We start from the raw sequence: 24,245 nt of genomic DNA, 5'->3' as shown, positions 1-24,245 counted from the left end.
CGTGACCCGGCCGGGTCACGGGGCGGCGACGCGCGTGCGGTGGATCAGGCGGGCGCCGGCGAGCCCAGGAGGGGCGGCGGCGCGAGTCGCGTACTGAGGACGGGCAGGAGATCGGCGACCTGGTACGGGCGGTGGGCCGCGATCCCCGGGGGTGCGGGGGCCAGGGGCACCATCAGATCGGCCGCGGCCGGGGCGACGGTGGTGCCGTCCGCCTCCGGTCCCGCGTGCAGCCAGAGCGTCAGCATGTAGAGCTCCGGTACGGACAGCAGTCGCGGTTGATACGTGACCGGCAGGGCCTCGGCCTGGAGCAGGGCCCGTTCGGTGGCGGAGACGTACGGCCCCTCGAAGAAGTGGGAGAAGGCCCAGCCGTCCGGGGTGAGCATGGTGTCCGCGGCGGCGATCGCCCGGTCCCCGTTCCGGATCAGGAAGCGCCAGCCGGAGAGCCGGGTGCGGGGTGCGAGCCCCGGTGCTCCGGCGACGTCGAGGACGTGCACGGGCAGGGGGTGTTCGGGGCTCAGCGGTCCCTGTGCGGCCCGCAGTGCCGGAGTTCGCGGCTCGCGGACGGCGGTCGGTGAGCCGAGGGCCGCGAGGACACTGCGGAGGGCCGGCGCAGGGGCCGGGGAGGGTCGGAGCATGGTGGGTCGCCTCTCACTCAGGAGACACGTTGATGCGTGGGCAGGTACGACGGCGCTGTCGGCGGCGGGGCCAGAGAGGGGCCATGGGGCCATGGCCGGGCGCCAACACTCTGCCTCGTCCGCGGAGTTTATACGACACGTGTTCACACAGTGTTTCCGCTAGACCTCACGGATATTCCTGACAAGGCGTCATCAGGCCGTAATCAGGGGGAGTTGAAGCGGAATCGTGAGGAGGGTACCGCTCCCACCTGCTTATTCCCCGTCAAGGTGGACGGCTGAATTCCGACCCGGGCTCTCAGGACAATAGGACATTGGTATATGTCGCGCGTTCCTTGCCTTCGGGATGTGCCGGTGGATCGCTCCGTCCAGCCTATCTTCCGACAGGCCGGTTCCGCAGGCGTTGTGGATCAGCGGGGTGGGCATCATCGTCCGTGACGCGCGGCCGTCGTGGCGGCTGCCCACTCGGGGAGGGACGCTTCGATGGGGGAGAAGGTCGTGGCCGACGGGTTCGGTCCGTCCGACCGGCAGCAGTACCGGAGAAAGCTCCAGCAGTGTCTCGCGGGGCTCGCGCGACTGCTGGCGGAGAAGAGGTTCGACCGGCCGCGCAATCTCATGGGCGTGGAGATCGAACTCAATCTCGCGGGCGCCGACGGGCTGCCCCGGATGCTGAACGGACCCGTTCTCGAAAAGATCGCCAGCTCCGATTTCCAGACGGAACTCGGAATGTTCAACCTCGAAGTGAACATCGCGCCCCACCAGCTCGACGGTCGCGTATTCGACCGGCTCGCGGAGGAGATCGGAACCGGCATCGGATACGCCGACCGCAAGGCGGCGGAACTCGACGCGGGCGTCGTCATGATCGGCATACTTCCCACGCTCGCCCAGCGCGACCTGGTCCCCGAGAACCTCTCGGACAACGACCGCTACACGCTCCTCAACGACCAGATCCTCGCCGCCCGCGGCGAGGACTTCACCCTCGACATCCACGGCGTCGAACGCCTGCTCTGCACCTCGGAGTCGATCGTGCCCGAAGCGGCCTGCACCTCGGTGCAGCTGCACCTCCAGGTGACACCGGCCCGGTTCGCCGCCGTGTGGAACGCGGCGCAGGCCGTGTCCGGCGTCCAGATCGCGCTCGGCGCCAACGCGCCCTTCGTCTTCGGCCGCGAGCTGTGGCGCGAGTCCCGCCCGCCGCTCTTCATGCAGGCCACCGACACCCGGCCGCCCGAGCTGCAGTCCCAGGGCGTACGGCCCCGCACCTGGTTCGGGGAGCGGTGGGTGGACTCCGTGTACGACCTCTTCGAGGAGAACGTCCGCTACTTCCCCGCCCTGCTGCCGCTCTGCGACGAGGAGGACCCCCTGCTCGTCCTCGACCGGGGAGGGGTCCCGCGCCTCCAGGAACTGGTCCTGCACAACGGCACCGTCTACCGCTGGAACAGGCCGGTGTACGGCTGGGTCGACGGGGTCCCGCACCTGCGCGTCGAGAACCGGGTCCTGCCGGCAGGACCCACCGTCACCGACGTCATCGCGAACGCGGCCTTCTACTACGGGCTCGTCCGCTCCCTCGCCGACGACCCCCGGCCGATCTGGAAGCGGATGACCTTCCAGGACGCCGAGGCCAACTTCGACACCGCCTGCCGCCACGGCATCGAGGCGGAGCTGCGCTGGCCCCGCTCGGGGCGCGCCGGCGGCATCGCGACCCTGCCGGCCGTACGCCTCGTCCTCGACGAACTGCTGCCGCTCGCCGCGGCGGGGCTCGACGCCTGGCACATCGAACCGGCCGACCGGGACTTCTACCTCGGGGTGATCGAGCAGCGCTGCCTGCGCCGGGTGAACGGCGCCTCCTGGCAGGCCGACACCTTCCACCGCGCCCTGGAGTCGGGCCTCGACCGGGAGGCGGCCCTCGCGGCCACCACCCGGCGGTACCGGACGCTCATGCTGGAGGGCGAGCCGGTGCACACCTGGCCGGTGGGGATCGACTGACCTCCTCCCCGTTCCCGTCCCCGTTCATGGGCGATCATGTCCAGGTGGTCCCGGTCGGCCGGGGCCACCGCAACGGCGTGGGCCCGCGACGGGGAAGTGGAGACAGGTGTGGTGTCGGAGCAACGACTGAGGGACGCTTCCCTGCCCCCCGACGGCCTGCCGCGCGGCGTGCTGCGCTCCGAGACCCTCATCGTGCTCGCGCTCTCGCTCGGGGCGAGCGGGGTGTCGGCGCTCATCAGCTTCATCGGCTCCCTGACCAAGCCGGGCGCGCTGAAGGAACAGGCGGCGACGCTCAACGGCTCGTACGCCCCCGGGCGGCCCTGGCTCGACCTGTCCTGGCAGCTCTTCGGCATCGCCACCGCGCTCGTGCCGGTCCTGCTCGTCGCCCATCTGCTGCTGCGGGAGGGGCCGGGAGCACGGGGGCTGCGCGCCATCGGCTTCGACCGGACCCGGCCCTGGTCCGACCTGGGGCGCGGGGCACTGGTCGCGGCGGGGATCGGGAGCGCGGGCCTCGCCTTCTACCTGGCGGCGCGGGCCTCCGGGTTCAACCTGACGGTGGTGCCCGAGTCGCTGCCCGACGTGTGGTGGAAGTACCCGGTGCTCGTCCTCTCGGCGATCCAGAACTCCGTCCTGGAGGAGGTCATCGTCGTCGGCTATCTGCTGCGCCGACTGGGCCAGTTGGGGTGGTCGCCGATGGCCGCGCTGGTGGCGAGTTCGGTGCTGCGCGGCTCGTACCACCTCTACCAGGGGATCGGCGGCTTCGTCGGCAACATGGTGATGGGCGTGGTCTTCGTGCTGCTCTACCGCCGCTGGGGGCGGGTCGGACCGCTGGTCGTGGCGCACGCGCTGCTCGACATCGTGGCCTTCGTCGGGTACGGGCTGCTCGCCGGGAAGGTGGGCTGGCTGCCCACGGCGTGACGGGACGCGGAAGAGGGGGTGTCCGGCACGGGCCGGACACCCCCTCTCGTACGTCTCGTGCGTCAGGCCCGCAGGTCGCCCTCGATGACCGTGACCGCGTGGCCGTTCAGAAGGGTGCGCTCGCCGTTCAGACGGGTGCGGACGAGGCCCGTGCGGGCGCCGCCCTGGAAGCCCGTGAGCTCCTCGCGGCCGAACCTGGCCGACCAGTACGGGGCGAGCGCGGTGTGGGCGCTGCCCGTCACCGGGTCCTCGTCGATGCCGACGGCCGGGAAGAAGCCGCGCGAGACGAACTCGTAGCCGCTGTCCTGGTGCTCGGCGGGGGCGGTGGCGATGATCCCGCGCGAGGACAGGTCCTTCAGGGCGGCGAAGTCCGGGGTGAGGGAGCGGACGGTGGCCTCGTCGCGCAGCTCGACGAGGAGGTCGCCGATGTGGTCGGCGGTGTCGTGGACGGCGACGACCTCGGCGCCGAGCGCCTTCTCCAGTCCCTCGGGGACGGGGACCGGGGTGAGGGAGGAGGTCGGGAAGTCCATCGTGATCGTGCCGTCGGCCTCGGCGGTGGTGATCAGGATGCCGCAGCGGGCCGCGAAGCGGACGGTGCCGGTCGCGGTGCCGGTGGTGTGCAGGACGTGCGCGGTGGCCAGGGTGGCGTGGCCGCACATGTCGACCTCGGTGGTCGGGGTGAACCAGCGCAGGGCCCAGTCCGCCTCGCCGCCGGCGGGCAGCGGGTGGGCGAAGGCCGTCTCGGAGAGGTTGACCTCCGCGGCGACCTTCTGGAGCCAGGCGTCGTCGGGGAAGGAGTCGAGGAGCAGGACTCCGGCGGGGTTGCCGGAGAAGGGCCGGTCGGTGAAGGCGTCGACGATTCGGATGCGCATGCCGTCGACCGTACCGGGGACGGAAAACCCCGGGCCAAGGCCAATTGCGGAGAACTGGATCCGTTCGCCCCGGGCGGAGGCCGGGAAGCGGTCACAGGGGTGTCAGGACCATGAGGATCTCGTCGCGGTCGTCGTCGGCGGCCAGACGCAGGGCTCCGGGCCAGCGGCCGATCTCCCGCCAGCCGAGCCGGCCGTAGAAGTCCTCCAGGCCGGCGCCCCCGCGTGCCGCGAGGCGCAGCTGCTCCAGGCCCATCTCGTCGCGGGCGATCTCCCGGGCGCGCCGCACCAGACCCGCGCCGATGCCCCGGCCCCGCACCCCGAGTCGGGTCTGGACGTGGTGCAGGCTGCCCCAGTGCGCCACCAGTGGATGGGGGTCGCGGCGGAGGCACAGCCAGCCCGCGAGGACGCCGTCGACCGTGGCGACGACGAGACGGCTGCCCGCCGGGTCGAGTCCCGTGACGATCCGGTCGACCGCGGCGGCGACCTCGACCGGGTCGACCGGCGGGAAGGGGAACCCGGCCGCCCCGCCCGCGTCGCTCACCTCGGTCCAGCAGTCGACGAGGGCCGGCGCGAGCCCGTGGGGCAGCGCGTCGGGGGCGGTGAACTGGGTGAAGAGCGGGGTTTCGTCCGTGCCGGTCATCGCAGGAGTGTCGCAGAAGGCCGCGGCGCCGGGAGCTCCAGGGAGAGTTGGGCGCCCAGTTCCTCGAAGCCGAGTGCGGCGGCGACCCGGCGGGAGGCCGGGATCCGCGCGCGCCACTGCGGAAGGAGACCGGCGGCGAGGGCGTGGGCGACCGCCGCCGAGGCCGTCGTACGGGCGAGTCCGCGGCCTCGTGCCTCCGGGGCCGTCAGCACGCCGAGGTGGGCGGTCCGGCGGGGCCAGGCCCGGTAGCCGGCGGCGGCCACCACCCGGCCGTGCTCGCGGACCACGAACGCGGGCGAGGTGATGGCCTCCAGGGAGGCCTCCCCGGCGTCGTCCTGGCCGGAGGCCGCTTCGAGGGCGCGCAGTGCCGGGTGGTCGCCGGGGAGTCGTTCCGCCCGTGAGGGGGCGGCGGCCGGGCGGAAGCCCGCCGGGGACGCGTACGACAGCGCCGCCGGGCCGAGCACCCCGGCCACGGGCAGTACCCCGCGAACGGCGGCCGCATCCCTCAGCGCCTCCACCGGCAGCCCCGCCAGGGCGGCGCGCACGGTCGTGGCGGCGCTCCCGTCCGGCACGGTCACGAGCGCCGATCCGCCGAGCGTGACCATCCCGACCCAGCCGGCCGGGCACAGCTGCGACTGCGGGGACACGATCACGTTCACCTCGCCCGCGGGCGGGAACGACCGTGGCGCGTGGGCCAGTTCCTCCCACAGGCCTCGGGCTTCGCGCAGGAGCGCGTGCGTCGTCATGGCGTCGATCATGCCGGAACTCGTCCACGCGCGCGGAGGTACGCCTCCAGTTCCGCGGCCCCGGCGAGCATCGCACGCCCGCGGGCGGACAGCCGGCCGTGCCAGTCGGTCAGCGCGGCCTCAAGCGGTTCCAGACCGCCGGCCGTCCGTACGTGCGCGATCAGCGGGGCGATCCGCTCCAGCGGGTAGCCGCCGCGCCTGAGTTGGCGGGCCAGTCGGGCGTCCCGTACCGACGCCTCGTCGTAGACCCGGTAACCGGTCCGGGGATCGCGGCGCGGGTGGACGAGACCGGCGTCCTCCCACTTGCGCAGGGTCGCGGGACGGATGCCGAGCCTTCTCGCGAGCGGCCCGATGAAGGTGCCGCCAGGGTCGGGTGCCGTGGCAGGTGCCAGGTCGCTCAGGGCGGTCTCGACCGCCCGGAGGGTCCGCCGGTCGTCGAGGAGCTGGGCGTGGCTCTCGTCGATCAGACGGAACGCCTCGTCGGCCGCGCCTTCGTTGACGGCCCGCATGATCGCCGTCGCCGTCGGGTGGCCGTGGCCGGGCAGCAGGGCCAGGAACGCGCGCAGGGCCCCGGCGTGCAGCGGGGTGTAGGCGCGGTAGCCGGAAGGGGTGCGGTCGGCGGCGGGGAGGATGCCGGCCTCCTCGTAGTTCCTGACCGCCTGCGTCGACAGACCGTGCCCACGTGCCAGATCGATCGGCCTCAGCCGCTCACCGCTTTGAAGGTTTTTCCCCATGGAGCCGACGGTATCGCGGGCCCTTGGCGAAAAAGTCTCCACCGAATGTTCAACGATAGCGTGGAAGGCATGGCGACTGACATCAAGGACACCGCCCATCCCTTCGACGCTGCCTCCGTGATGGGCCTGCTCCCGGCCCGGCCCCGGCTGCTCGCCCTGGGCGAGCCCACCCACGGCGAGGACGCCCTGCTCGACCTGCGCAACGAGCTCTTCCGGGAGCTCGTCGAGCGGGAGGGCTACCGGACGATCGCGATCGAGACCGACTGCCTGAGGGGCCTGGTCGTGGACGACCACGTCGCCTCCGGTGCGGGGACCCTCGACGAGGTCATGGAGCAGGGATTCAGCCACGGTTGGGGCGCCTCCGCCGCCAACCGCGAACTCGTGCGCTGGATGCGCGCGTACAACGAGGGCCGGCCCGCGGCCGAGCGGCTCCGCTTCGCCGGGTTCGACGGACCGCTGGAGATCGCCGCCGCCGAGAGCCCCCGGCAGGCCCTCGCCGCGCTCCACGGATACCTCGCGGCCCACGTGGACGCGGACCTGCTCCCCTGCGCTTCGGAGACCCTCGACGAGCTGCTCGGCGGCGACGACCGGTGGACCGAGCCCGCCGCCATGATGGACCCCGCCCGGTCCGTGGGGCGGTCCGCCGAGGCCGGCCGGCTGCGGCTGGTCGCCGACGACCTGGCGGCGCTGCTCGACGAGCAGCGGCCGCACCTGACCGCGGTGAGCACGCCGGAGGAGTGGGACCGGGCCCGCCTGTACGGGCGCACCGCGCTCGGTCTGCTGCGCTACCACCACTGGATGGCCGACACCTCGCCGGCCCGCCTCGCCCGGCTGGTGGCCGTACGGGACCGGATGATGTCCCTCAACCTGCTCGCGCTCGCCGAGCGGGGCCCGACGTTCGTGTACGCCCACAACGCCCACCTCCAGCGGGAGAAGAGCTCGATGCGGATGGGCGGGCGGCCGCTGGAGTGGTGGAGCGCCGGTGCGCTGGTGGGCGCCGAGCTCGGCGAGGAGTACGCCTTCGTGGCGACGGCCCTCGGCACGATCCGGCACCAGGGCGTGGACGCGCCGCCGCCGGACACCGTCGAAGGACTCCTGTACGCGCTCCCGGAGGGGCGCTGCGTCGTCGACGCCCGGCGCCTTGCCGCCGTCCTCGGCGACACGCGGCCCGCGCCGCGCGTGTCCCCCTGGTTCGGCTACGCCCCGCTCGATCCGGCCCATCTGGCGGCTGCCGAGGGGCTCGTGTTCGTCAGGGACGTTCCGCAGCTCTAGCACGACCCTCCGCTGTCCTGTGACAGCGAAGTTTGACTTCGTGCCACGATAGTTTGACCTTCGCTGGGGCTTGGTACGGTCTTGGTACTGGTGCGCTCGCCTGCGCTGGCGGGTGGAGCGGATGCTGCCGAAGATCGACCTGCCGGACCTGCTGTTCGAGGTGCGCTCCTGGACTGGTTCCTGGACGCCTTCGTGCACCTCGGGGACGGCGCCACTCCAGGACCTGCACACTTCGGTGGTCGCGCTGCTGGTGTCGGAGGCCTGCAACATCGGCCTGGCCCCGGTAACCAATCCTGCCGTCCCTGACCCGCTCCCAGCTGGCCCACGTCGACCGAGGACGCGTGATCCCGGCGCCGCAGTGCAGAGACGAGCCGTCCGGTCACCGGGCCCCGCCGATTCATAGAGTGGTCTACACGGGTGCGCCGGCGAAGGATGCCGCATGCTCGGGCGCGTAACTGCGGTAGCGGAGACCACCGTCCGCAAGAACCTTGTTGCGTGACAGCGGGCGAGTAGTCTGACAGCGTGGCAGACAGTCTCGAAGTCGCTCTTCAGAAGCGTGTTGACCTTGACCAGTACGACTCCAACAAGCGGCTGCTATTTGCGCTGCAGTTGGCGTTCGACATCGAGGACGTCAACGCGGTAGCCGCTACCGCCTTGACCGACTCGTCGAATGACAAGGCGTGCGACCTGCTCTATATCGACCGAGACGCCGGGCGTGTGGTCCTTGCCCAAGGGTACGAGGCTCAGAACACGACCAAATCGCAGGCGCCGACGGGCAAGGCGGCGAGTCTCCATCAAGCGGTGAACTGGCTGTTCAGCAAGAAGCAGCCCAAGGGAGTGCCTGACGCTCTGATGGGCGCTTGGAGGGAGCTGCACGACGCTCTCACGGACGACGCCATCGGCGATATCGAGATTTGGTACGTCCACAACCTGCCGGAGTCTCAGCAGGTCACCCAGGAGATCAACGTGGCCGCGGCGGCCGCGTCCAACCTGCTGCGCCAGGGATATCCTGAGAGCGACATCAACGTCTCCGGCATCGAACTCGGTCGCGCAACCTTGACCCTCCGGTACGAGAACTCGCAGACGCCGATCCTGGTGTCAGACACCCTTCGGATCGCGATTCCTGGTGCGTTCGAGGAACGCGGCGCGAGGTGGACGGCGCTGTGCACGAGTGTTCCCGTCCGCTGGCTTCACGAGCGATACCAGCAGTATGGGGCGAAGCTCTTCTCTCCAAACGTCCGCGACTACCTGGGCAGCCGTCGGTCGCAAAGCAACATCAACAACGGCATCCAGGAGACGGCACGCAAGGAGCCGACGAACCTCTGGGCCTACAACAACGGCATCACCGCGCTGGTCCACGACTTTCAGGTTACCGATGCAGACACCTTGGTGATCACAGGCCTGGGGATCGTCAACGGGGCTCAGACCACCGGCGCGATCGGGTCCGTCCCGGCCGAGGAGATCGGCGAGGAGAGCCACGTGCTCGCCCGCTTCATCCGCTGCGACGACCCAGAGACCGTCAAGAGCATCGTCCGCTTCAACAACCGGCAGAACCCCACCCAGGCTTCGGACTTCCGCAGCAACGACGGCATTCAGCGACGACTGGTGGAAGATTTCACCAAGATGGGTGTCGTCGGATATAACGGCGGGCGTCGCGGTGGCGCAGAGGACGTCATCCGGCGGCCGGGGGAGAACCAACTCTCTGCCGAGACCGCTGCCCAGGCGCTCGCAGCGTTCCACGGAGCAGCTGACGTTGCCTACCACCAGAAGAGCAAGATCTGGGAGCAGGACGACATTTACAGCCGCGTCTTCCCTGAACGCGTCACAGCCAAGCACATCCTGTTCGTCTCCAGCTTGATGCGTGCCATTGAGTTGGAGAAGACGAAGCTCAGCCGCAGCGACCCGGCAGACAGGCTCCAGGATCAGGCCGACTTGCTTGACTGGCTGAGCCTCCGAGGCTCGATCGTGCTGGCTGTCGAAGCGATCGGCAGCGTCACCGAGATCCTCGTCGGGGCCGCCGTCACCGACTCCTACGGCCTCATGTTCAAGAAGAACCTCGCTATGTCCGGGGCTTCCGGAGTGTGGCAGCCTGTAGTCGAGTCGCTGCTGTCCTTCGCCCCGGATCAACTGCGCGACCCGCTGGTGACGTCCAGCCCGCTGCGGAACCGAGGTGCGGTCGATAAGGCGGTGAGCAACTTCCGAGCACAGGTGAATGCGGCGCGGAGGCACAACAAGGACACCTTCGAGGAATTTGCCAAGCACGTCACGCACTGAGCCCATCGGAAGACAGAGGCCCCTGGCGAACACTTCTCGCCGGGTTCCTCCGTCTTCATGATCAATCCCACCGATAACCGTGTACCGATGTTCCCCAGGGCTGGAGTACATCGCCGGCATCCGTGAGTTGGGGAGGGACCTGATCGCCTGGCTTCCATGCCTCGAGGCCCTTCGCCCTCACACACAATGCCGAGGTCGGCGCGTCCAATCCCAGGCTGCTGACTAGCGCCCGCCACACCTCCGTTCTCTGGAGCGGTACGCGCGCCCTGGCGTCGACGCCGTCGCCCGACATGTCGTCGACATGATCTGGCCGCGCGTGGGCACAGGCGAGCGGTTGGAAGCCCTCAGCTGCTGCCATAATCGAGCACTCTCCCCAGGGGGAGCTTCAAGGTGGGAGGCGATGTGGCTCTCTTCAGACGCCGCAAGAACGACGGTCCGGATTGGGTCACGGACCTGCCAGGTGCGAGCCGAATAGAGCGGAAGTTCTATCAGGCACTCATCCGTCAGTACCTGGGCGCGATGAAGATCGCGCAACTGCAGGGTGCGCAGCTCGTCCAGCCCGGAACCTGGGAGGGGGTGGCGACCCTGGCACAGCTTCACAACGTCAACGTGAAGGGGGCGGTCCGTGACACCCCCGGGGTAGACCTGCTGAGCCCTGGCGTGCAGAGCGCCATTGGAACCGCGCTCGATCAGTTCGCCGGGCACTACGGAGTTCGAGGCAGTCTCGTCAGAGCCTGGGGTACAGCCGATGCTCTGAACCGGCGCTTCGAGACTGCGTGGCACCCATCGGAACTCAACCGATTCCACTGGTGGGCAGACCAGAGCATAGCCTTCGCATGCATCCTGCACCCCCTCGAAGAGGGGGCGCCCGTCATCGATGGGCTCCTGCTTTTCGACCACACCACATACGAGTTCACACCCGACTCTGAGACTCAGGAACAGGCGCTCTGGAGCCGCCTCCACATCAGTAACGTGGAGGACCCGATGAATGGCGCAACCGTGCTGCACCTGGACCGGGCAGTCGGGTACTCACGAGCTGACATAGCCAGCAAGGCTCGGATTCAGCTGGAGACGGCATCAGGCCCGGTCTTCTCAGATACGAGTACGCCTCAGCCGCGCTCCAAGCCTCGCCGTAACTGGGGATCCCTGGGCTAGCCAGAAGCACGTACAAGCACGCGCTGGGGGACGATATCCGGCCGGCGAGTGTCGAGCAGGCCGCCCCACCATGCTGCTACGGCTTCGGCTGGTCTTCCGGCCACATCGCGGGGCTGGCGCCGTCGAAGCCGTCCATGCACCCCTTCATGAAGTACTTGCGCACCTCGGAGATCGCACCCTCGTCCATGGCAGCCTCATAGTCCTGGAGCTGCTGTACGCACCCAGGGCCCTTCTCGGCTCCTCCCTGGCTCTCGTTGCGCCCGCTCAGGTATCCGGCCGCGTAGTCGTAGACGTTCGCCCCGCGTTGCACCTCTGCACCACAGCCGGTCGCAAGCGCGAGTACGGCGATGGAAGCCGCCCCCCAGCGTCTGATCATGTCCCCTACCTCTGATCTGTATGAACGCGGAGACTGTAGCGCCCATCCCGCTGCCTCGTATGGCTGGCCGCCGCTGGAGCCTGCTGTTCCTCACCAGCCCAGCGACGAGCTACCGGGACCCTCGCGATCAACCATTGGCGGGGTTGGCACTCATCTCGGCGACACGCCTGTTACGTCTGAGGAGGCGGCGGATCCGGGGCTGCTTTGGGGCGGGCCTTTTGGATGATCTCCTCGAGAGAGGCTGTTCGATGCCGGTACATCTTCTGCTGACAGCGGTCCGAGCAGGTTGGTCGGCGCAGTAGGCCCCGGCCTGGCGGGAGGGGAATGCGACAGACCATGCAGAAATCCAGAGCCTCCAGGTGCCGGGGCAGCGGCGGTGACGGAGGCGTGTCTGGGCGGGGCAGTCCGGTGGGGTGCCGACGCATCCGCTGACGGCATCGACTGGAACACGTCGTCAAGGTCGTCGAGAAGATGGGGTCGCCGCAACCGGGGCACGGGCGGGGTTCGCCCAAGCCGCGGGCTATCCAGTGTTCTCGTTTCTGCCGGAGATAGTCCGCTCGTCGGCAGGCGGAGGAGCAGAGGCGGTGGCGTTGGCTGGGGTGAACCCGCATCTTCTGTCCGCAGTGTTTGCAGGGGACCTTGGGCCAGTGGGCGCGCGGGTTTCGCCTGCGGTAGTCCTTCTGGCGGCAAGCCTGAGAACAGCGCAAGGCTCGGCGGCCGAGGATGCCGAGAGGAGGCATGGCTGCGCCGCATTCCAGGCACCGCTTGGTCTCCAAGGTGGTCCGGAGGGTTTCGGCGTCTCGGCCGGTCACCACGGCCAGGCGGCCGAAGCTGGGAGGGCCTCCGTGACGGGGCGGTTCGCAGAGGTAGGTCCGCAGGTAGCTGGGCGGTAGATGGTTGGCCTGGGCGAGGCGGACGATGAAGGCCCGAACACCCTCGCCGGCCTGGGGGCGGACTTGAACGGGCAGGAGCCGGAGCCGTTCTGTCACCGAACGCCCCCAGCACTGCGGAACTCCGGTGCCTCGGCGGCGACGTCCAGGGGAACGGCTTCGAGTCCTGCTTTGGTGATCTTCTCTGAACCGTCGAGGATCGCGTCCATCGCGGCGCCCCGGACCTGGTGGGAGAGGGCGCCGATCATGCCGCCGGTGCGGTCATGGAGGTAGCGATCCAGCCGCGTGAGGGTGTTGGGCTTGTGCCGCCACAGGCAGAGGGTGTCTTCCATGGTGGCGACCAGGCCCCGCCATTCGCTGTTGTAGGGGAACGAGCGGGTGGGGATCAGGGTGAAACGGCCGGCGATCTGGGCGCCCCGCGTGCCGGTCAGCAGGGTGCTGCGCTCGATGTCGATGCCTGCGTAGATGAACGTCGCAGGGAGGCGCTCGGAGAAGTACTTGAGAGTGTCGGCGACCTCGGCGCCGTGCCGGGTGGTGAGCGAGACGTTGTGCAGCTCGTCGACAAGCACTATGCCAGTGCGGGCATCGGTGCAGACCCCGACCACGGCCTCGATGAGGTCGGTGATGTTCATCCGGGCCATCACCGGCAGGCCGAGAAACCTGGCGAACTCGGCTGCGATCATGCGGGGTGTCGCGGCGGGCGGAACAGTGATGTAGATGACCGGGATGCGGTCGGCGGCGGTGGGGTTGCGGGCTCGGTCCAGCAGTTCGTGGGCTCTGCCGAGCTGAGTGATCGCGATGGTCTTTCCGGTGCCGGCAGCTCCGGAGACGATCAGGCCCCGGCGGGCGCTGATCGCGTGCCGGTTCAGCAGGACCAGGCGGCGTCCGCAGGTCACGGTGTGCCGGATGACGGAGGTGTGGACCACCAGCAGTCTCGCGTGATGATCCAGGCGAGCCTCGTCGAACACGGCCCGCCCGGCCTCACCGAGGGCTTCGTATTCGCCGTCCGTGAGCCGGGGTGGCGCTGGCGGTGACTCTTCGATGAAACGACGCCAGCCGTCGAGGGTGGTCAGGTGCCGCTCGGTCTCCTGGGGCGGGGGTGTCGTCACGGGCGCTTCCAGGGGTCTTCGAGCGGGTCGAACAAGCCGAGCGGGATGACCTCGACCAGCGTCTCCTCGGTCTCTTCCGGAGTGTCCTCGCCGGAGGTGCCGGCGCTGGCGGAGGCCGGTGTGACGGGACCGGCGGCCTTCGTGCGGGCGGCGACGCGGCGGTCGCGTTTGCCGGACTGGGGGCCGGTCTCGGTCTGCGGGCCGGCGTGGGCCCGGGTGAGCAGGGCGGCGACCGCGTCGGCGATCTCCGCCTCGGTGGCCCGGGGCAGCTGGTGGCTGACGTGGTCCCAGGCCAGGTCGCCGAAGGGGACCGGGACCCGGTTGAGGTACTTCCAGGTGGCCTGGACCCAGGTGTTGTCGCGGCGGTGGTCGCGTACCCAGATGCGGGAGACGTCGTAGGGGTCGCGGTGGACCTCCCAAAGGCCCCGTTTCGCCCGGATGCCGGAGTCCTGGCGGCGCATCCGCCCCAGCTCAGGGCTGTCGTAGGTGCGGTTCTTGATCCGGATGCCGTAGTCGTTGACCACCCGCCACTCGGCGGGCAGGAGTTCGAGGTAGTCGTCACCGCTGAGCGCGACCGGGACATAGCCGCAGGCCTCGACCAGGGCGGCGTACTTCTCGTTCGGCGTGAACAGCCGGCCCGGATGAGCGGGGTCGCGCAGGCCGTCATGGGGGCGGTTCTGCCAGTGCGCGACGATCCACTCGTCCAGTAGATCCTGCAACTCCAGCAGCGACCACAGACGTTCGCCCTCCAGGTGACGTCCGCGATGGTCGCTGTTGCGGCCGGTGTAGCCAGGCAGGAACTGAGCGAACAGTGTGGCCACCGAGCCCAGCATTTTCTCGATGTGCCCCTTCTCGAAGGGCGAGCCCTTGTGCGTCGGCTGGAACTCGATCTCCAGAAACCGGCAGGCCGAGCGGAAGTTGCGGGAGATGAACGCCTTGCCGTGGTCGCAGACGATCCCCTCCGGGACGATCACCGGCCGTGCGGCTGCGTGCTCCAGACGTTCGTCCAGGGCCAGCAGCCGGCGGTGCGGCAGCACCGAGCGGGACATCTTCAACGCGTCCACCCAACCCGGCCGCATGAGTTCGGGCGTGACGGTGCGGGCCAGCAGCACGCTGGCGTCGACCGACTTCGTGGTCGGCCGCAGCACCGCCGCGGTCACCGTCCTGGTCGCGACGTCGACCATCGCGGTCAGCTCGACCTTGCCAGCGACGCCGTTGTCCAGCCGGACCAGCACGTCCAGCGGGGTGGAGTCGATCTGCATGACCTCACCCGGGGCGAACACCGGCAGTTCGCCGTGCGGTCCTTGGGCTCCGTGAGCCCTGGACCGGCGGGTGGTGGCGGAGCCGGTGGTGTGGGTGCCCGCGGTCAGCTTCGCCAGCAGCCGGTAGAGGGTCCGCTGCGAGGGCAGCTTGACCTGCTGTCCTTCCGGGGAGTCCTTGAGGATCTCGCCGGTCCGCCAGAGCAGGAACGTGCCCGTGCGGGTCGAGGCGTCCACGGCCTCGTCGATCGCCTGCCGCATCGCGGTGACCACCGCGTCGTCCACTTCGCCGAACTGCGGCCTCTTGCGGACCGGCCGGTGGTCAGCCAGGCCGATCACCCCGTGTTCCTGGTAGCGGCGCCGGCGGTGGGCGACCGTGCTGGCACTCACCCGGTGACCGGCAGCGGACAGTTCAGCCGCCTTGGCCCGCTGGCGGGCGGTCAGCGAGCGGTCCGGCCCGTATCCAGGCCGGGGCGCCGTGCCTGGCTCGGCCCCAGGCAGCAGACCGTGCAGGACCTCCAGGACGTGCCCCTCCCACCACAGAGCCTTCTCCACCACCGCCTCGGGGAAGGTCTCCAGCAGCGACGCCGGCGGCAGCGGCATACGCATCGGCGTGTCCACGACCTCGAAGCCCTCGGCCTCGAACAACTCCAGCAACGGCACGACCCGATAAGGCCGTTCGCCATCGCTCAACGTCACCGCCAGGGCCGACACCGCGAGAACCCCGCGAAGCTGCCCGTCGAACCGGACCCGATCCCCGACCGTGACCCGAGCCGGGCGCTTCAGCCCACTCACGACGACCACCTCCCGGCCCAGACCAGGCTGTCCGTGCCCAGCAGGGCGGACTCCAGATCAGCGTTGAGGCGCCCGGACCACAGCAGATGGAACAGCACCGGCAGGACCTGCAACCGGTCGCCAACCCGCTCGGCCCCGGCCCACAACGGCAACGGCTCCGCGAACACATCCACCAGCCGGGCCGCGACCTCTGGCGGCCGCCCCGAGCGACGTCGCCGGTATCGGGCCAGCCAGCGGATGTTCGCCATGAACACCGGCTCCGGCGTATCCGCCCACTCGAACTCCCAGCCCACCGCCCCGCAGGCCTCGCGCGTGGCCTCGAAGGCCTCCTCCGTCCGCTCGTCCAGGCGGTCAGCGGACCGGACATCAACCACCCGGGCCCGGCCGTCGGCAAGCCGTACGAAGTAGTCAGGGGCGTGACGACGCGACTCCCGTCCGTCGTGCCAGTGCAGCCAGAACGGCTGCGAGGCGATCCCGACCACCTCCGGATCGCGATCCAGCAGGACCAGCCGGTCCCGCTCCAGCCACGACTCGTATCCCACGTGATCAGCCGTCGTCGCCGCGTAGTACCAGCCCGGGAAGCTCTCGCCGCCCTTCGCCCAGCGGAACCGGCGAACCGGCTCGGCCTCCTCGAAGCGAACGCTCCAGGACTCTCCCAGCGGCAGCCGACGGCGACCTCCGGGACCGCAAAACTCCAGCTCAAAAGCCGATAACGCGGAGTCGCCGTAGCGACGAGCCGGTACCCCCACCCTGCCCCCAACCACACCGGTCAAAGTTCGGTGTCAGGAACGTATCGGTGGTCAAAGTTCAGTGGCAATCGAACGAGATTCGCTGTCACAGGACATCCGCAACCGATCTGTCGGGTATTGCTCGGTGAACAGTTCCGATATATCGTTGAAGCATCGCGACAGTTCGACGACGAAATCTCGATGGAAGGAGAGTTGCGATGCGTTCACATGGACACGACGAGTACGGGCACGGCCGCGGTCGTGGAGGCTGCGGCCCCGGGCCTCGGGGGGACTTCGAAGGGCGGCGTGCGGCGTTCGGGCCGTTCGGGCCCGGGTTCCGCGGCGGGCCGTTCGGCGGGCCCTTCGACAGGCCCGGACGCGGTGGCGGCCGGGGGCGGGCGCGGCGCGGTGACGTGCGCGCCTCGATCCTGGCGCTCCTGAAGGACCGCCCGATGCACGGCTACGAGATGATCCGCGAGATCGGCGAGCGCAGCGACGGGGCCTGGAAGCCCAGTCCCGGCTCGGTCTATCCGACCCTCCAGATGCTGGAGGACGAGGGGCTGATCGTCAGCGAGAGCGAGGGCGGCAAGAAGCTGTTCACGCTCACCGACACCGGGCGCGCCGAGGCCGACCAGGGTCCCGAGGCGCCGTGGGAGGAGGCCGGGCGCGGGGTCGACTGGGACGCCGTGAACGAGATCCGGCAGGCCGGCTTCGGTCTGATGGAGGCGTTCGGGCAGGTCTGGAAGACCGGCAGCGCCGAGCAGCGGCAGAAGGCGGTCGCCGTGATCAACGAGACCCGCAAGAAGCTGTACCTGATCCTCGCCGACGAGCACTGAGATCGACGGGAAGGGCCCCGCGACCACGGTCGCGGGGCCCTTCCGTCACGTCGGACGGTACGGCTCAGGCCACCAGGCCCGAGAGCTTGCGCAGGGACTCGGTCAGCGCCGCCGTCGCCGAGTCCTTGAGCTTGCCCGCCATCAGGGAGACCGCCGCACCGGTGAACTCCCCGTCGATCCGTACCGTCGTCGCGTCCCCGTCCGCCGTCAGGGAGTAGCGCGTGCCGACGACGACCCCCATCGGGCCCTTGCCCCTGATGGTGAACGCCCGCTCGGACTCCAGCTCCTCGACCGTCCACAGGACCTCGGCGGGGAAGCCCATCAGCTTCATGTTCTCCGTGAAGGTGGCGCCCGCCTCCAGGGCGGCCGGGCCGCCGTTCGGGAAGCTGGTGTGGGTGGCGTTCCACTCGCCGTACGAGGAGAAGTCCGTGAGCCGCGCCCAGACCTTTCCGGCCGGTGCCTCGATTCGTGCCTCCGCGCTGACTTCGGCCATGGGACCACCCCTTCACGCGTGCCAACTGGGTTCCGGTGTCGCGGAACGTAGCGGGGTGGCCGCGAACATTCAATACTGATGAACCGTCAGTTCTGCGGCCGTCGGTCCCGTGCCGCCGCCGATCCACCAGATCTCGGCCGCGTCGAAGCTGTCGGAGGCCCGTGGCGCCCCCTCCTCCTCGTGGTGGTGGAAGGCCGCCCAGAACAGATCGGCCGGCAGCGCCTCCCGGGGTGCGTACACCCGGTACACGTACTGCCGCCCGTCGCGCGCGAGCAGACCCACCATCCAGAACACGACCGGAGGACGCGGGGAAGGGGACTCGTGGTTGCAACGGGGGCGTAAAGCAAGGCGGCGCGCGCCCCTCGGGGGCGACGCGCGCGATCTCATCCGTAAGGAGGAGGAACCGATCGCCCGTGCCCAACTCCGGTGGGATGCGGACATGCTTCTCCCCGGTGATGTTCCGGCCGTCCCGGCCTGATGAGGTGGGAGGGTGCACCACCATCCCGTCCCGCGCCCCCAGCCGCTCCCGTCCTCCGTCGCCCCGCGCGCGGAGCTCGCGCCCTTCCTGACGCCCTCGCTCGCGACGGTCGTGTCGGGTGCGCGACGCCGGGCGCTCAGGGACGGCGACCGCCAGATCGACACCGCCCACCTCCTGCACTCGCTCATCGAGTCCGACCCCGAGGTCGGTGCCGCCTTCGGGGGCGGACAACAGCTCGCCCGCGTCCTCGGCTATCTCGCCCAGCGGTCCATCGGTTACGGGCTGCGGTGGCAGCGGGTGGAGGAGGAGTCCGCGGCCCGGCGGCTGCTGCCCGCCGCGCGCGGTGCCGAGTCCCCGGGCACTCGTACCTCCCCCTGGTCGCCGGCCGCGGCCGCCGCCCTGGAGGGGGCCTTCCGACGGGCAGCCGAGCGCGGCGAGCCGCAGGCCCGCGGGGTCGACCTGCTCGTCGCCGTCGCCGCCGACCCCGAGAGCCGGGCCGTCGAGGTGCTGCGCCGCGCGGGGGTCGATCCGGCCGCGCTGACCGCCCGCGTCGCCGCGCCGGGAGGGGAGCCGTCTCAACAGGTGTAACGGGGGTTACGCCCCTGACGGCGCCCTGTCATGATGACCCGATGCACGCGTCTCAGGGGAGAAGCGCCGGCCTGGGACTCGCCCTGGCCTCGGCCTTCGCATTCGGTGGTTCAGGAGTGGCGGCCAAGCCGCTCATCGAGGCGGGACTCGACCCGCTCCACGTGGTGTGGCTCCGGGTCGCCGGCGCCGCGCTCGTCATGCTGCCGGTGGCCTGGCGCCACCGGGACCTCCTGCGCCGCAAACCCGCCCTCCTCGTGGGCTTCGGCCTGCTCGCCGTCGCCGGAGTCCAGGCCTTCTACTTCGCCTCGATCTCCCGCATACCCGTCGGCGTCGCCCTGCTCATCGAGTACCTCGCCCCCGCCCTCGTCCTCGGGTGGGTCCGCTTCGTCCAGCGCCGGCCCGTCACCCGCGCCGCCGCCCTCGGCGTCGTCCTCGCCGCCGGCGGCCTCGCCTGCGTCGTGCAGGTCTGGTCCGGGCTGAGCTTCGACCTCGTCGGCCTGCTCCTCGCCCTCGCCGCCGCCTGCTGCCAGGTCGGCTACTTCGTCCTCTCCGACCAGGGCGCCGACGAGGCCGAACAGGCCGAGCGGCCCGATCCGGTCGGCGTCATCGCGTACGGACTGCTCATCGGTGCCCTCGTCCTCACCGCCGTGGCCCGGCCCTGGGGCATGGACTGGGGCGTCCTCGGCGGGCGCGCCGACATGGACGGGACCAGCGTGCCCGCGTGGCTGCTGATCGGCTGGATCGTGCTGATCGCCACCGTCCTCGCGTACGTCACCGGGGTCATCTCGGTCCGCAAGCTCTCCCCGCAGGTGGCGGGCGTCGTGGCCTGCCTGGAGGCGGTCATCGCGACCGTCCTGGCCTGGATCCTGCTCGGCGAGCACCTGGACGCGCCGCAGATCATCGGCGGTGCGGTGGTTCTGGTCGGGGCCTTCATCGCCCAGTCCTCCACGCCGAAGGCGCCCCCGTCGGAGCCGGTCGCCGGTTCCGGTGCGGCGGCCGGAGCGGGGGAGCCCACGGAGCGGGACGCGGAGTTGTCGGCCGGGCGGACCGCCTCGTAGGGTGCCGGACATGCATTCGACCGTGCTTCCGCCTCCCGCCGCCTAGCGCGCGCGGAGGTTCTCCCCGACGAAGACCGGGCCCGGGCAGGTGACTTCTCACCGCCGGGCGGTTCGTCGCTGCCCGCGCGCGGAGCCCAGCGACCACCTTTCCCTCCTGTCTTCCACGGAGAACCCACGTGTCGAACTCCTCGGGATCCGCCCTGTCCGTCGGGCGGAGCCTCCTCTATCTGATCGTCGCCGGGATCGCCTGGGGCACGGCCGGTGCCGCCGCCTCGCTGATCTTCCGCGTCAGCGACATGGGCCCGCTGGCCCTCTCCTTCTGGCGCTGCGTCGGCGGCCTCGCCCTGCTGCTCGGTGCGCTGGCGCTGCGGCCCCGGCGCTCCGCCGCCCGCACCGACGGCGCACCGCGCGGCCGGCGGACGGCCCGCATCCTCGGGACGGGCATCGGTCTCACCGTCTTCCAGAGCGCGTACTTCGCCGCCGTCGAGGCCACCGGCCTCGCGGTCGGCACCGTCGTCACCCTGGGCGCGGGACCCGTCCTCATCGCGATCGGCGCCCGGCTCACCATGGGCGAGCGCCTCGGCCGCGGCGGTGTCGTCGCCGTCGGCGGGGCGCTCGCCGGGCTCTTCGTCCTCGTCCTGGGCGGCGGGGCCGCGGAGGTACGTCCCCTCGGCGTCGTCCTCGCGGTGGTCTCGGCGGCCGGATACGCGGCGATCACCCTGATCACCCGGTGGCTCGGCCGTGACGGCGGCGGCACGGACGCCCTGGCGACGACCACCTGGGCCTTCGCGATCGGGGCGGTCGGGCTGCTGCCGGCGGCGCTCGCGGAGGGGCTCGTCCCGCACACCGACGCACCGGTGAGCGTGGTGCTGCTGCTCGTGTACGTGGCGGCGGTGCCGACCGCGCTCGCCTACGCGCTGTACTTCGCCGGGGCGGCCGTCGTCCGGGCCGCCACGGTCTCCGTGATCATGCTCCTGGAGCCGGTGAGCGCGGCCCTGATCGCGGTCTCGCTGCTCGGCGAGCGGCTCACCGTCGCGATCGTGCTCGGCACCCTGCTGCTGCTCGCCGCCGTGACGGGCCTCGCCCTGGCGGAGGCACGGACGGCGGCGGAGGCGCGCAGGCGGGAGCCGGTGGCGGTGTAGGTCCCCGGTGGGGGCGGGATTTCCGCGACCCGCCCCCACCGGTGTCATCCGTTCGTGCGGCGGCGCTGCTGGTGGGCCCGGGCGTTCAGGTCGCCGGGGCCTGCCCGCTCGGCGAGCCGCTCCGAGACGCGGTCCTGGACCTCCTGCGGCTTGTTGCCCGCGTACTTGAACTTCGCGCGTACGTCGGTCACCTCCAGGCTCAGCAGCCGGATCCCCGACAGGAGGCGACCGAACGGGGCCTCGCCCGGGGCCGCGGTCGCGGTCCCGCCCTCCTGCTGGAAGTGGGCGACCTGGTGGTTGAGGAGCGCCGCCTTCTCCTGCGGATCGTCGACCACGCGCGCGGTGCAGCGCAGTTGGACGGCCGCGTAGTACGAGGTCGGGGTGCCGTGCTCGGACGGCGCGCCCTCGGGGGCCGTCCAGTGCCCGGGGACGTACACGTAGTCGTCGACCACGCTCAGGAGCACCGTCGGGTTGGCCTCCAGGGCGCGCCAGAGCGGGTTGGGCCGGGCCAGGTGGGCCAGGGCGCGGCCGTACGGGCCGGGCTCGGAGTCGTAACGGAAGTGCATCGGCTGCACCCACGGCGGCTCGCCGGGCAGGCCGTTGACGGCGAGCTGGCCGAAGTCGTGCCGGGCGAGCCAGTCGCGCCACTCGCCCTCGTCGTGGGCGGCGTCCCAGGGGTGGATCAGCATCGTCGGTCCGTCCTTCCTCGGTCGGACGCGGTCAGAGCGCGGTCAGGTAGCCGGGCAGGGCGACGGACGGGTCCAGGTCCTCGGACGGGACCGGTGCGCCGTAGCCGCCCCGTACGGGGACCACGCCGGCCCAGTGGGGGAGGCCGAGGTCCTCGGGGTCGTCGTTGGGGCCGCCGGTGCGGACCTTCGCCGAGACCTCGTCCAGGTCGAGCCGGATCACGGCGGTGGCGGCGAGCTCCTTGGCGTTGCCGGGGCGCGAGTCGGCCGAGCGGCCGGGGACGACCTGGTCGACGAGGGCGTCGAGAGCGGTCCGCAGCTCCTCCGGGTCGGTGACCTGGTGGGCGGTGCCGTGGACGACGACCGAGCGGTAGTTGAGGGAGTGGTGGAAGGCGGAGCGGGCGAGCACGAGGCCGTCGACGTGCGTCACGGTCAGGCAGACGGGCAGGCCGGGGGCCGCGACGCCGTCGCCGGCCGCGCGCAGCGGTCGCGAGCCGGTGGAGCCGTGGACGTAGAGGCGCTCGCCGACCCGGCCGAAGAGCGTCGGCAGGACGACCGGCGCGCCGTCGCGCACGAAGCCGAGGTGGCAGACGTAGGCCTCGTCGAGTATCGAGTGGACGAGTTCCCTGTCGTACGAGGCGCGGTGGCGGGAGCGCGTGGGCACGGTCCGGTCGGTCGGCGCGTAGGCGCCGCCGGGCGCGTGCGTGTCGGCGGTGGTGCTCGTGTCGGCGGCGGCGCTCATTGCGTACTCCATTGCACTAGTGCATACTTGTGTTTGTGCTAGTAGAATATCGGATCGAAGGTCGTCGCGCATCGGACATCGCCGCCAGCGTCGAGCGGGGGGTGGGTGCGGGCGCGCTGCAGCCCGGCCAGCCGCTGCCGCCCATGCGGGAATTGGCGCTCACCCTGGGCGTGAACCCGAACACCGTCGCCGCCGCCTACCGCACCCTGCGCGAGCGCGGGGTCATCGAGACGGACGGGCGGCGCGGCAGCCGGGTGCGCCCCCGCCCCGCCACGACCGCGCGCGGCTCGATCCGGGTGGAGGCGCCCGCCGGGGTCCGGGACGTGAGCAACGGCAGCCCCGACCCCGCCCTGCTTCCCTCCCTCGTCGAGGCCTTCGCGGAGGTCGCCCGGCGGTACGACGAACGGCCCGGCATGTACGGCGAGGCCCCCGTCGACGAGGAGTTCGGGCGCCTCGCGCGCTCCGCCTTCGACGCGGACGGCGTGCCCGCCGGGCCGATCGGCGTCGCCTCGGGTTCCCTCGACGCCATCGAGCGGGTGCTCGCCGCCCACCTCAGGCCCGGCGACGCCGTCGCCGTCGAGGACCCGGGCTGGGGCAGCCTCCTCGACCTCGTGCCCGCGCTCGGACTGCGCCCGGTGCCGATCGCCGTCGACGACGAGGGGCCCCTGCCGGAGGCGGTCGAGCGCGCGATCCGGCAGGACGGGGCGCGAGCGGTGATCGTCACCGACCGGGCGCAGAACCCGACCGGTGCCTGCGTCACCGAGGCCCGCGCCCGGGAACTGCGGCGGGTCCTCGCCGGACACCCCGGCGTCCTGCTCGTCGAGGACGACCACGGGCACGGCATCGTCGCGCAACCCCTCCACCCGCTGGCCGGCGTCACCGACCGCTGGGTGCTCGTCCGTTCGGTCGCCAAGGCGTACGGGCCCGACCTGCGGATCGCCGCCTTCACCGGGGACGCCGAGACCGTCGACCGGGTGCTCGGGCGGCAGCGGCTCGGCCCCGGCTGGGTCAGCAGGCTGCTCCAGCGGACCGTCGCGCACCTCTGGGCCACGGAGGCGGTGGACCCGGCCGTCGTCGCGCGCGCGTACGGAAAGCGGCGCGACGGACTCGTGCGCGCCCTGGCCCGGCGCGGCGTCGAGGCGCACGGGCGCGGCGGCATGAACGTCTGGGTGCCGGTGTCCGACGAGACCGGCGCGGTGGCCCGGCTGCTCGCCGCGGGCTGGGCCGTCGCACCGGGCGCCCGCTTCCGGATGGACGCGGGGCCGGCCGTCCGGCTCACCGTCTCCGGCCTCGCCGCCGCGGAGGTGGAGGCCTTGGCCGAGGCGGTGGCCGCGGCGGCGGGGCCGGCGCCCGCGCGGAGCTACGGGTAGCGGCGCCGCCGTCTTCCCATCTGCCGCACGGGTCAAGCCGGTTCCTCGTGCAAGTGACGTTTCTCCGGTGAAAGCGCTACTCCTGGAGAGTGAGTAAAGCGCTCGTACAGCGATGTTCGTGCTTGGTTCAGGAAATCATCAGGTTTTGGTAAAGCCCCGCCGTGTTGCGGCGGTTCTTCACCCATGCCGTGTTTTCCCGAACTGACCAGGAGTCATACGTTGAGTTACGGAAGCAGTCTGCGCGAGGCCGTGGCGGCGCCGGGGACGACCCCGCTGATCGGCGTGTACGACATGTACTCGGCCTCCGTCGCCGCCGACCACTACGACGGGATGTTCGTCTCCGGGTTCGGCTTCGCCGCCTCGTACTACGGGCTCCCGGACATCGGCTTCATCGCCTGGCCGGACATGGTGGCGTTCGTGCAGCGGCTGCGCGGCGCCTTCCCCCGCCACCACCTGCTCGTGGACATCG

The 24,245-nt window shown here is 71.0% G+C and carries 23 protein-coding genes and 2 pseudogenes; 12 read left to right on the top strand and 13 right to left on the bottom strand.

From position 1 onward, the window contains the following. Positions 1-44: 44 nt before the first annotated feature. Positions 45-635, bottom strand: coding sequence for a hypothetical protein (locus CCN56_RS11450; protein ID WP_086826127.1), 591 nt, complete (start codon positions 633-635; stop codon positions 45-47). Positions 636-1,115: 480 nt separating this feature from the next. On the opposite strand from CCN56_RS11450, the gene CCN56_RS11445 reads away from it, so the two are divergent. Further along, positions 1,116-2,615 carry a glutamate--cysteine ligase gene (locus tag CCN56_RS11445; RefSeq protein WP_086826125.1) on the top strand — a complete coding sequence of 500 codons (1,500 nt, stop codon included), beginning with the start codon at positions 1,116-1,118 and terminating at the stop codon, positions 2,613-2,615. A 126-nt stretch (positions 2,616-2,741) separates the two neighbouring features. Further along, positions 2,742-3,533, top strand: a complete 792-nt coding sequence (locus CCN56_RS11440; RefSeq protein ID WP_086826137.1) for a CPBP family intramembrane glutamic endopeptidase — start codon at positions 2,742-2,744, stop codon at positions 3,531-3,533. A 62-nt stretch (positions 3,534-3,595) separates the two neighbouring features. On the opposite strand, the gene CCN56_RS11435 is transcribed toward CCN56_RS11440, so the two are convergent. From CCN56_RS11435 to CCN56_RS11420, 4 genes are all read right to left on the bottom strand, one after another. After that, a complete protein-coding gene (locus tag CCN56_RS11435; protein WP_086826123.1) occupies positions 3,596-4,405 on the bottom strand; it encodes a PhzF family phenazine biosynthesis protein in 810 nt (269 codons plus the stop codon). A 91-nt stretch (positions 4,406-4,496) separates the two neighbouring features. Then, complete coding sequence (locus tag CCN56_RS11430; RefSeq protein ID WP_086826121.1) at positions 4,497-5,045, bottom strand: GNAT family N-acetyltransferase; 549 nt, start codon at positions 5,043-5,045, stop codon at positions 4,497-4,499. Then, positions 5,042-5,791 (bottom strand): GNAT family N-acetyltransferase, encoded by a 750-nt coding sequence (locus CCN56_RS11425; protein WP_086826135.1) that lies wholly within the window; start codon positions 5,789-5,791, stop codon positions 5,042-5,044. Before CCN56_RS11425 ends, CCN56_RS11430 begins: the two co-directional genes overlap by 4 nt. An 8-nt stretch (positions 5,792-5,799) precedes the next feature. After that, complete coding sequence (locus CCN56_RS11420; RefSeq protein WP_086826119.1) at positions 5,800-6,525, bottom strand: TioE family transcriptional regulator; 726 nt, start codon at positions 6,523-6,525, stop codon at positions 5,800-5,802. A gap of 69 nt (positions 6,526-6,594) precedes the next feature. Between CCN56_RS11420 and CCN56_RS11415 the strand changes: the two genes are divergently transcribed. The 4 genes and pseudogenes from CCN56_RS11415 to CCN56_RS11400 all read left to right on the top strand — a co-directional run bounded on the left by CCN56_RS11415 (position 6,595) and on the right by CCN56_RS11400 (position 11,226). After that, entirely contained in the window at positions 6,595-7,797 is a 1,203-nt protein-coding gene (locus CCN56_RS11415; protein ID WP_086826117.1) for an erythromycin esterase family protein, read from the top strand. Between the two features lie 100 nt (positions 7,798-7,897). Continuing rightward, a pseudogene (locus CCN56_RS45780) lies at positions 7,898-8,132 on the top strand (Tn3 family transposase); the annotation flags it as partial. A 187-nt stretch (positions 8,133-8,319) separates the two neighbouring features. Further along, on the top strand, positions 8,320-10,071 hold the full coding sequence (locus tag CCN56_RS11405) for an AIPR family protein (RefSeq protein WP_086826114.1): 1,752 nt from the start codon (positions 8,320-8,322) through the stop codon (positions 10,069-10,071). 402 nt (positions 10,072-10,473) lie between these two features. Further along, positions 10,474-11,226 carry a hypothetical protein gene (locus CCN56_RS11400; protein WP_086826112.1) on the top strand — a complete coding sequence of 251 codons (753 nt, stop codon included), beginning with the start codon at positions 10,474-10,476 and terminating at the stop codon, positions 11,224-11,226. A gap of 76 nt (positions 11,227-11,302) precedes the next feature. Here the strand turns inward: CCN56_RS11400 and CCN56_RS11395 are convergent, their stop codons facing one another. The 4 genes from CCN56_RS11395 to CCN56_RS11380 all read right to left on the bottom strand — a co-directional run bounded on the left by CCN56_RS11395 (position 11,303) and on the right by CCN56_RS11380 (position 16,404). Beyond that, the gene (locus CCN56_RS11395; protein WP_086826110.1) at positions 11,303-11,602 is read right to left on the bottom strand and encodes a hypothetical protein; all 300 of its coding nucleotides are present in this window, start codon (positions 11,600-11,602) and stop codon (positions 11,303-11,305) included. A gap of 985 nt (positions 11,603-12,587) precedes the next feature. Continuing rightward, positions 12,588-13,601, bottom strand: a complete 1,014-nt coding sequence (locus CCN56_RS11390) for an ATP-binding protein (protein WP_256961911.1) — start codon at positions 13,599-13,601, stop codon at positions 12,588-12,590. Further along, positions 13,598-15,655 carry a Mu transposase C-terminal domain-containing protein gene (locus CCN56_RS11385; RefSeq protein ID WP_086826130.1) on the bottom strand — a complete coding sequence of 686 codons (2,058 nt, stop codon included), beginning with the start codon at positions 15,653-15,655 and terminating at the stop codon, positions 13,598-13,600. The genes CCN56_RS11390 and CCN56_RS11385 overlap by 4 nt, the downstream gene beginning before the upstream one ends. Next, positions 15,652-16,404, bottom strand: coding sequence for a TnsA-like heteromeric transposase endonuclease subunit (locus tag CCN56_RS11380; RefSeq protein ID WP_179199798.1), 753 nt, complete (start codon positions 16,402-16,404; stop codon positions 15,652-15,654). The genes CCN56_RS11385 and CCN56_RS11380 overlap by 4 nt, the downstream gene beginning before the upstream one ends. 197 nt (positions 16,405-16,601) lie before the next feature. Here CCN56_RS11380 and CCN56_RS11375 point away from each other — a divergent pair, with 197 nt between their 5' ends. Beyond that, positions 16,602-17,219, top strand: coding sequence for a PadR family transcriptional regulator (locus tag CCN56_RS11375; protein WP_086826106.1), 618 nt, complete (start codon positions 16,602-16,604; stop codon positions 17,217-17,219). Positions 17,220-17,283: 64 nt separating this feature from the next. Here CCN56_RS11375 and CCN56_RS11370 read toward each other — a convergent pair whose 3' ends face one another. Both CCN56_RS11370 and CCN56_RS11365 read right to left on the bottom strand, forming a co-directional pair. After that, the gene (locus CCN56_RS11370; protein WP_086826104.1) at positions 17,284-17,712 is read right to left on the bottom strand and encodes an SRPBCC family protein; all 429 of its coding nucleotides are present in this window, start codon (positions 17,710-17,712) and stop codon (positions 17,284-17,286) included. A 69-nt stretch (positions 17,713-17,781) separates the two neighbouring features. Next, positions 17,782-18,006 (bottom strand): hypothetical protein, encoded by a 225-nt coding sequence (locus CCN56_RS11365; RefSeq protein WP_086826102.1) that lies wholly within the window; start codon positions 18,004-18,006, stop codon positions 17,782-17,784. 196 nt (positions 18,007-18,202) lie between these two features. Between CCN56_RS11365 and CCN56_RS11360 the strand changes: the two genes are divergently transcribed. The 3 genes from CCN56_RS11360 to CCN56_RS11350 all read left to right on the top strand — a co-directional run bounded on the left by CCN56_RS11360 (position 18,203) and on the right by CCN56_RS11350 (position 20,978). Next, positions 18,203-18,778 carry a Clp protease N-terminal domain-containing protein gene (locus CCN56_RS11360; RefSeq protein WP_086826100.1) on the top strand — a complete coding sequence of 192 codons (576 nt, stop codon included), beginning with the start codon at positions 18,203-18,205 and terminating at the stop codon, positions 18,776-18,778. 41 nt (positions 18,779-18,819) lie between these two features. After that, on the top strand, positions 18,820-19,836 hold the full coding sequence (locus CCN56_RS11355; protein ID WP_086826098.1) for a DMT family transporter: 1,017 nt from the start codon (positions 18,820-18,822) through the stop codon (positions 19,834-19,836). Positions 19,837-20,012: 176 nt separating this feature from the next. Then, on the top strand, positions 20,013-20,978 hold the full coding sequence (locus CCN56_RS11350; RefSeq protein WP_086826096.1) for a DMT family transporter: 966 nt from the start codon (positions 20,013-20,015) through the stop codon (positions 20,976-20,978). Positions 20,979-21,022: 44 nt separating this feature from the next. Here the strand turns inward: CCN56_RS11350 and CCN56_RS11345 are convergent, their stop codons facing one another. Next, complete coding sequence (locus tag CCN56_RS11345) at positions 21,023-21,667, bottom strand: FMN-binding negative transcriptional regulator (protein WP_086826095.1); 645 nt, start codon at positions 21,665-21,667, stop codon at positions 21,023-21,025. 31 nt (positions 21,668-21,698) lie between these two features. After that, entirely contained in the window at positions 21,699-22,406 is a 708-nt protein-coding gene (locus tag CCN56_RS11340; RefSeq protein WP_086826093.1) for a pyridoxamine 5'-phosphate oxidase family protein, read from the bottom strand. Positions 22,407-22,441: 35 nt separating this feature from the next. Here CCN56_RS11340 and CCN56_RS11335 point away from each other — a divergent pair, with 35 nt between their 5' ends. Further along, positions 22,442-23,776 carry an aminotransferase class I/II-fold pyridoxal phosphate-dependent enzyme gene (locus tag CCN56_RS11335; RefSeq protein ID WP_086826091.1) on the top strand — a complete coding sequence of 445 codons (1,335 nt, stop codon included), beginning with the start codon at positions 22,442-22,444 and terminating at the stop codon, positions 23,774-23,776. A 219-nt stretch (positions 23,777-23,995) separates the two neighbouring features. Continuing rightward, positions 23,996-24,245, top strand: a pseudogene (locus CCN56_RS11330) (carboxyvinyl-carboxyphosphonate phosphorylmutase); the annotation flags it as partial.

Source organism: Streptomyces sp. NRRL B-24572, assembly GCF_002156145.1.
Classification (GTDB): domain Bacteria; phylum Actinomycetota; class Actinomycetes; order Streptomycetales; family Streptomycetaceae; genus Streptomyces; species Streptomyces vietnamensis.
The sequence above is the reverse complement of the archived record's forward strand: the minus strand, read 5'-3'. Positions and strand labels throughout refer to the sequence as shown.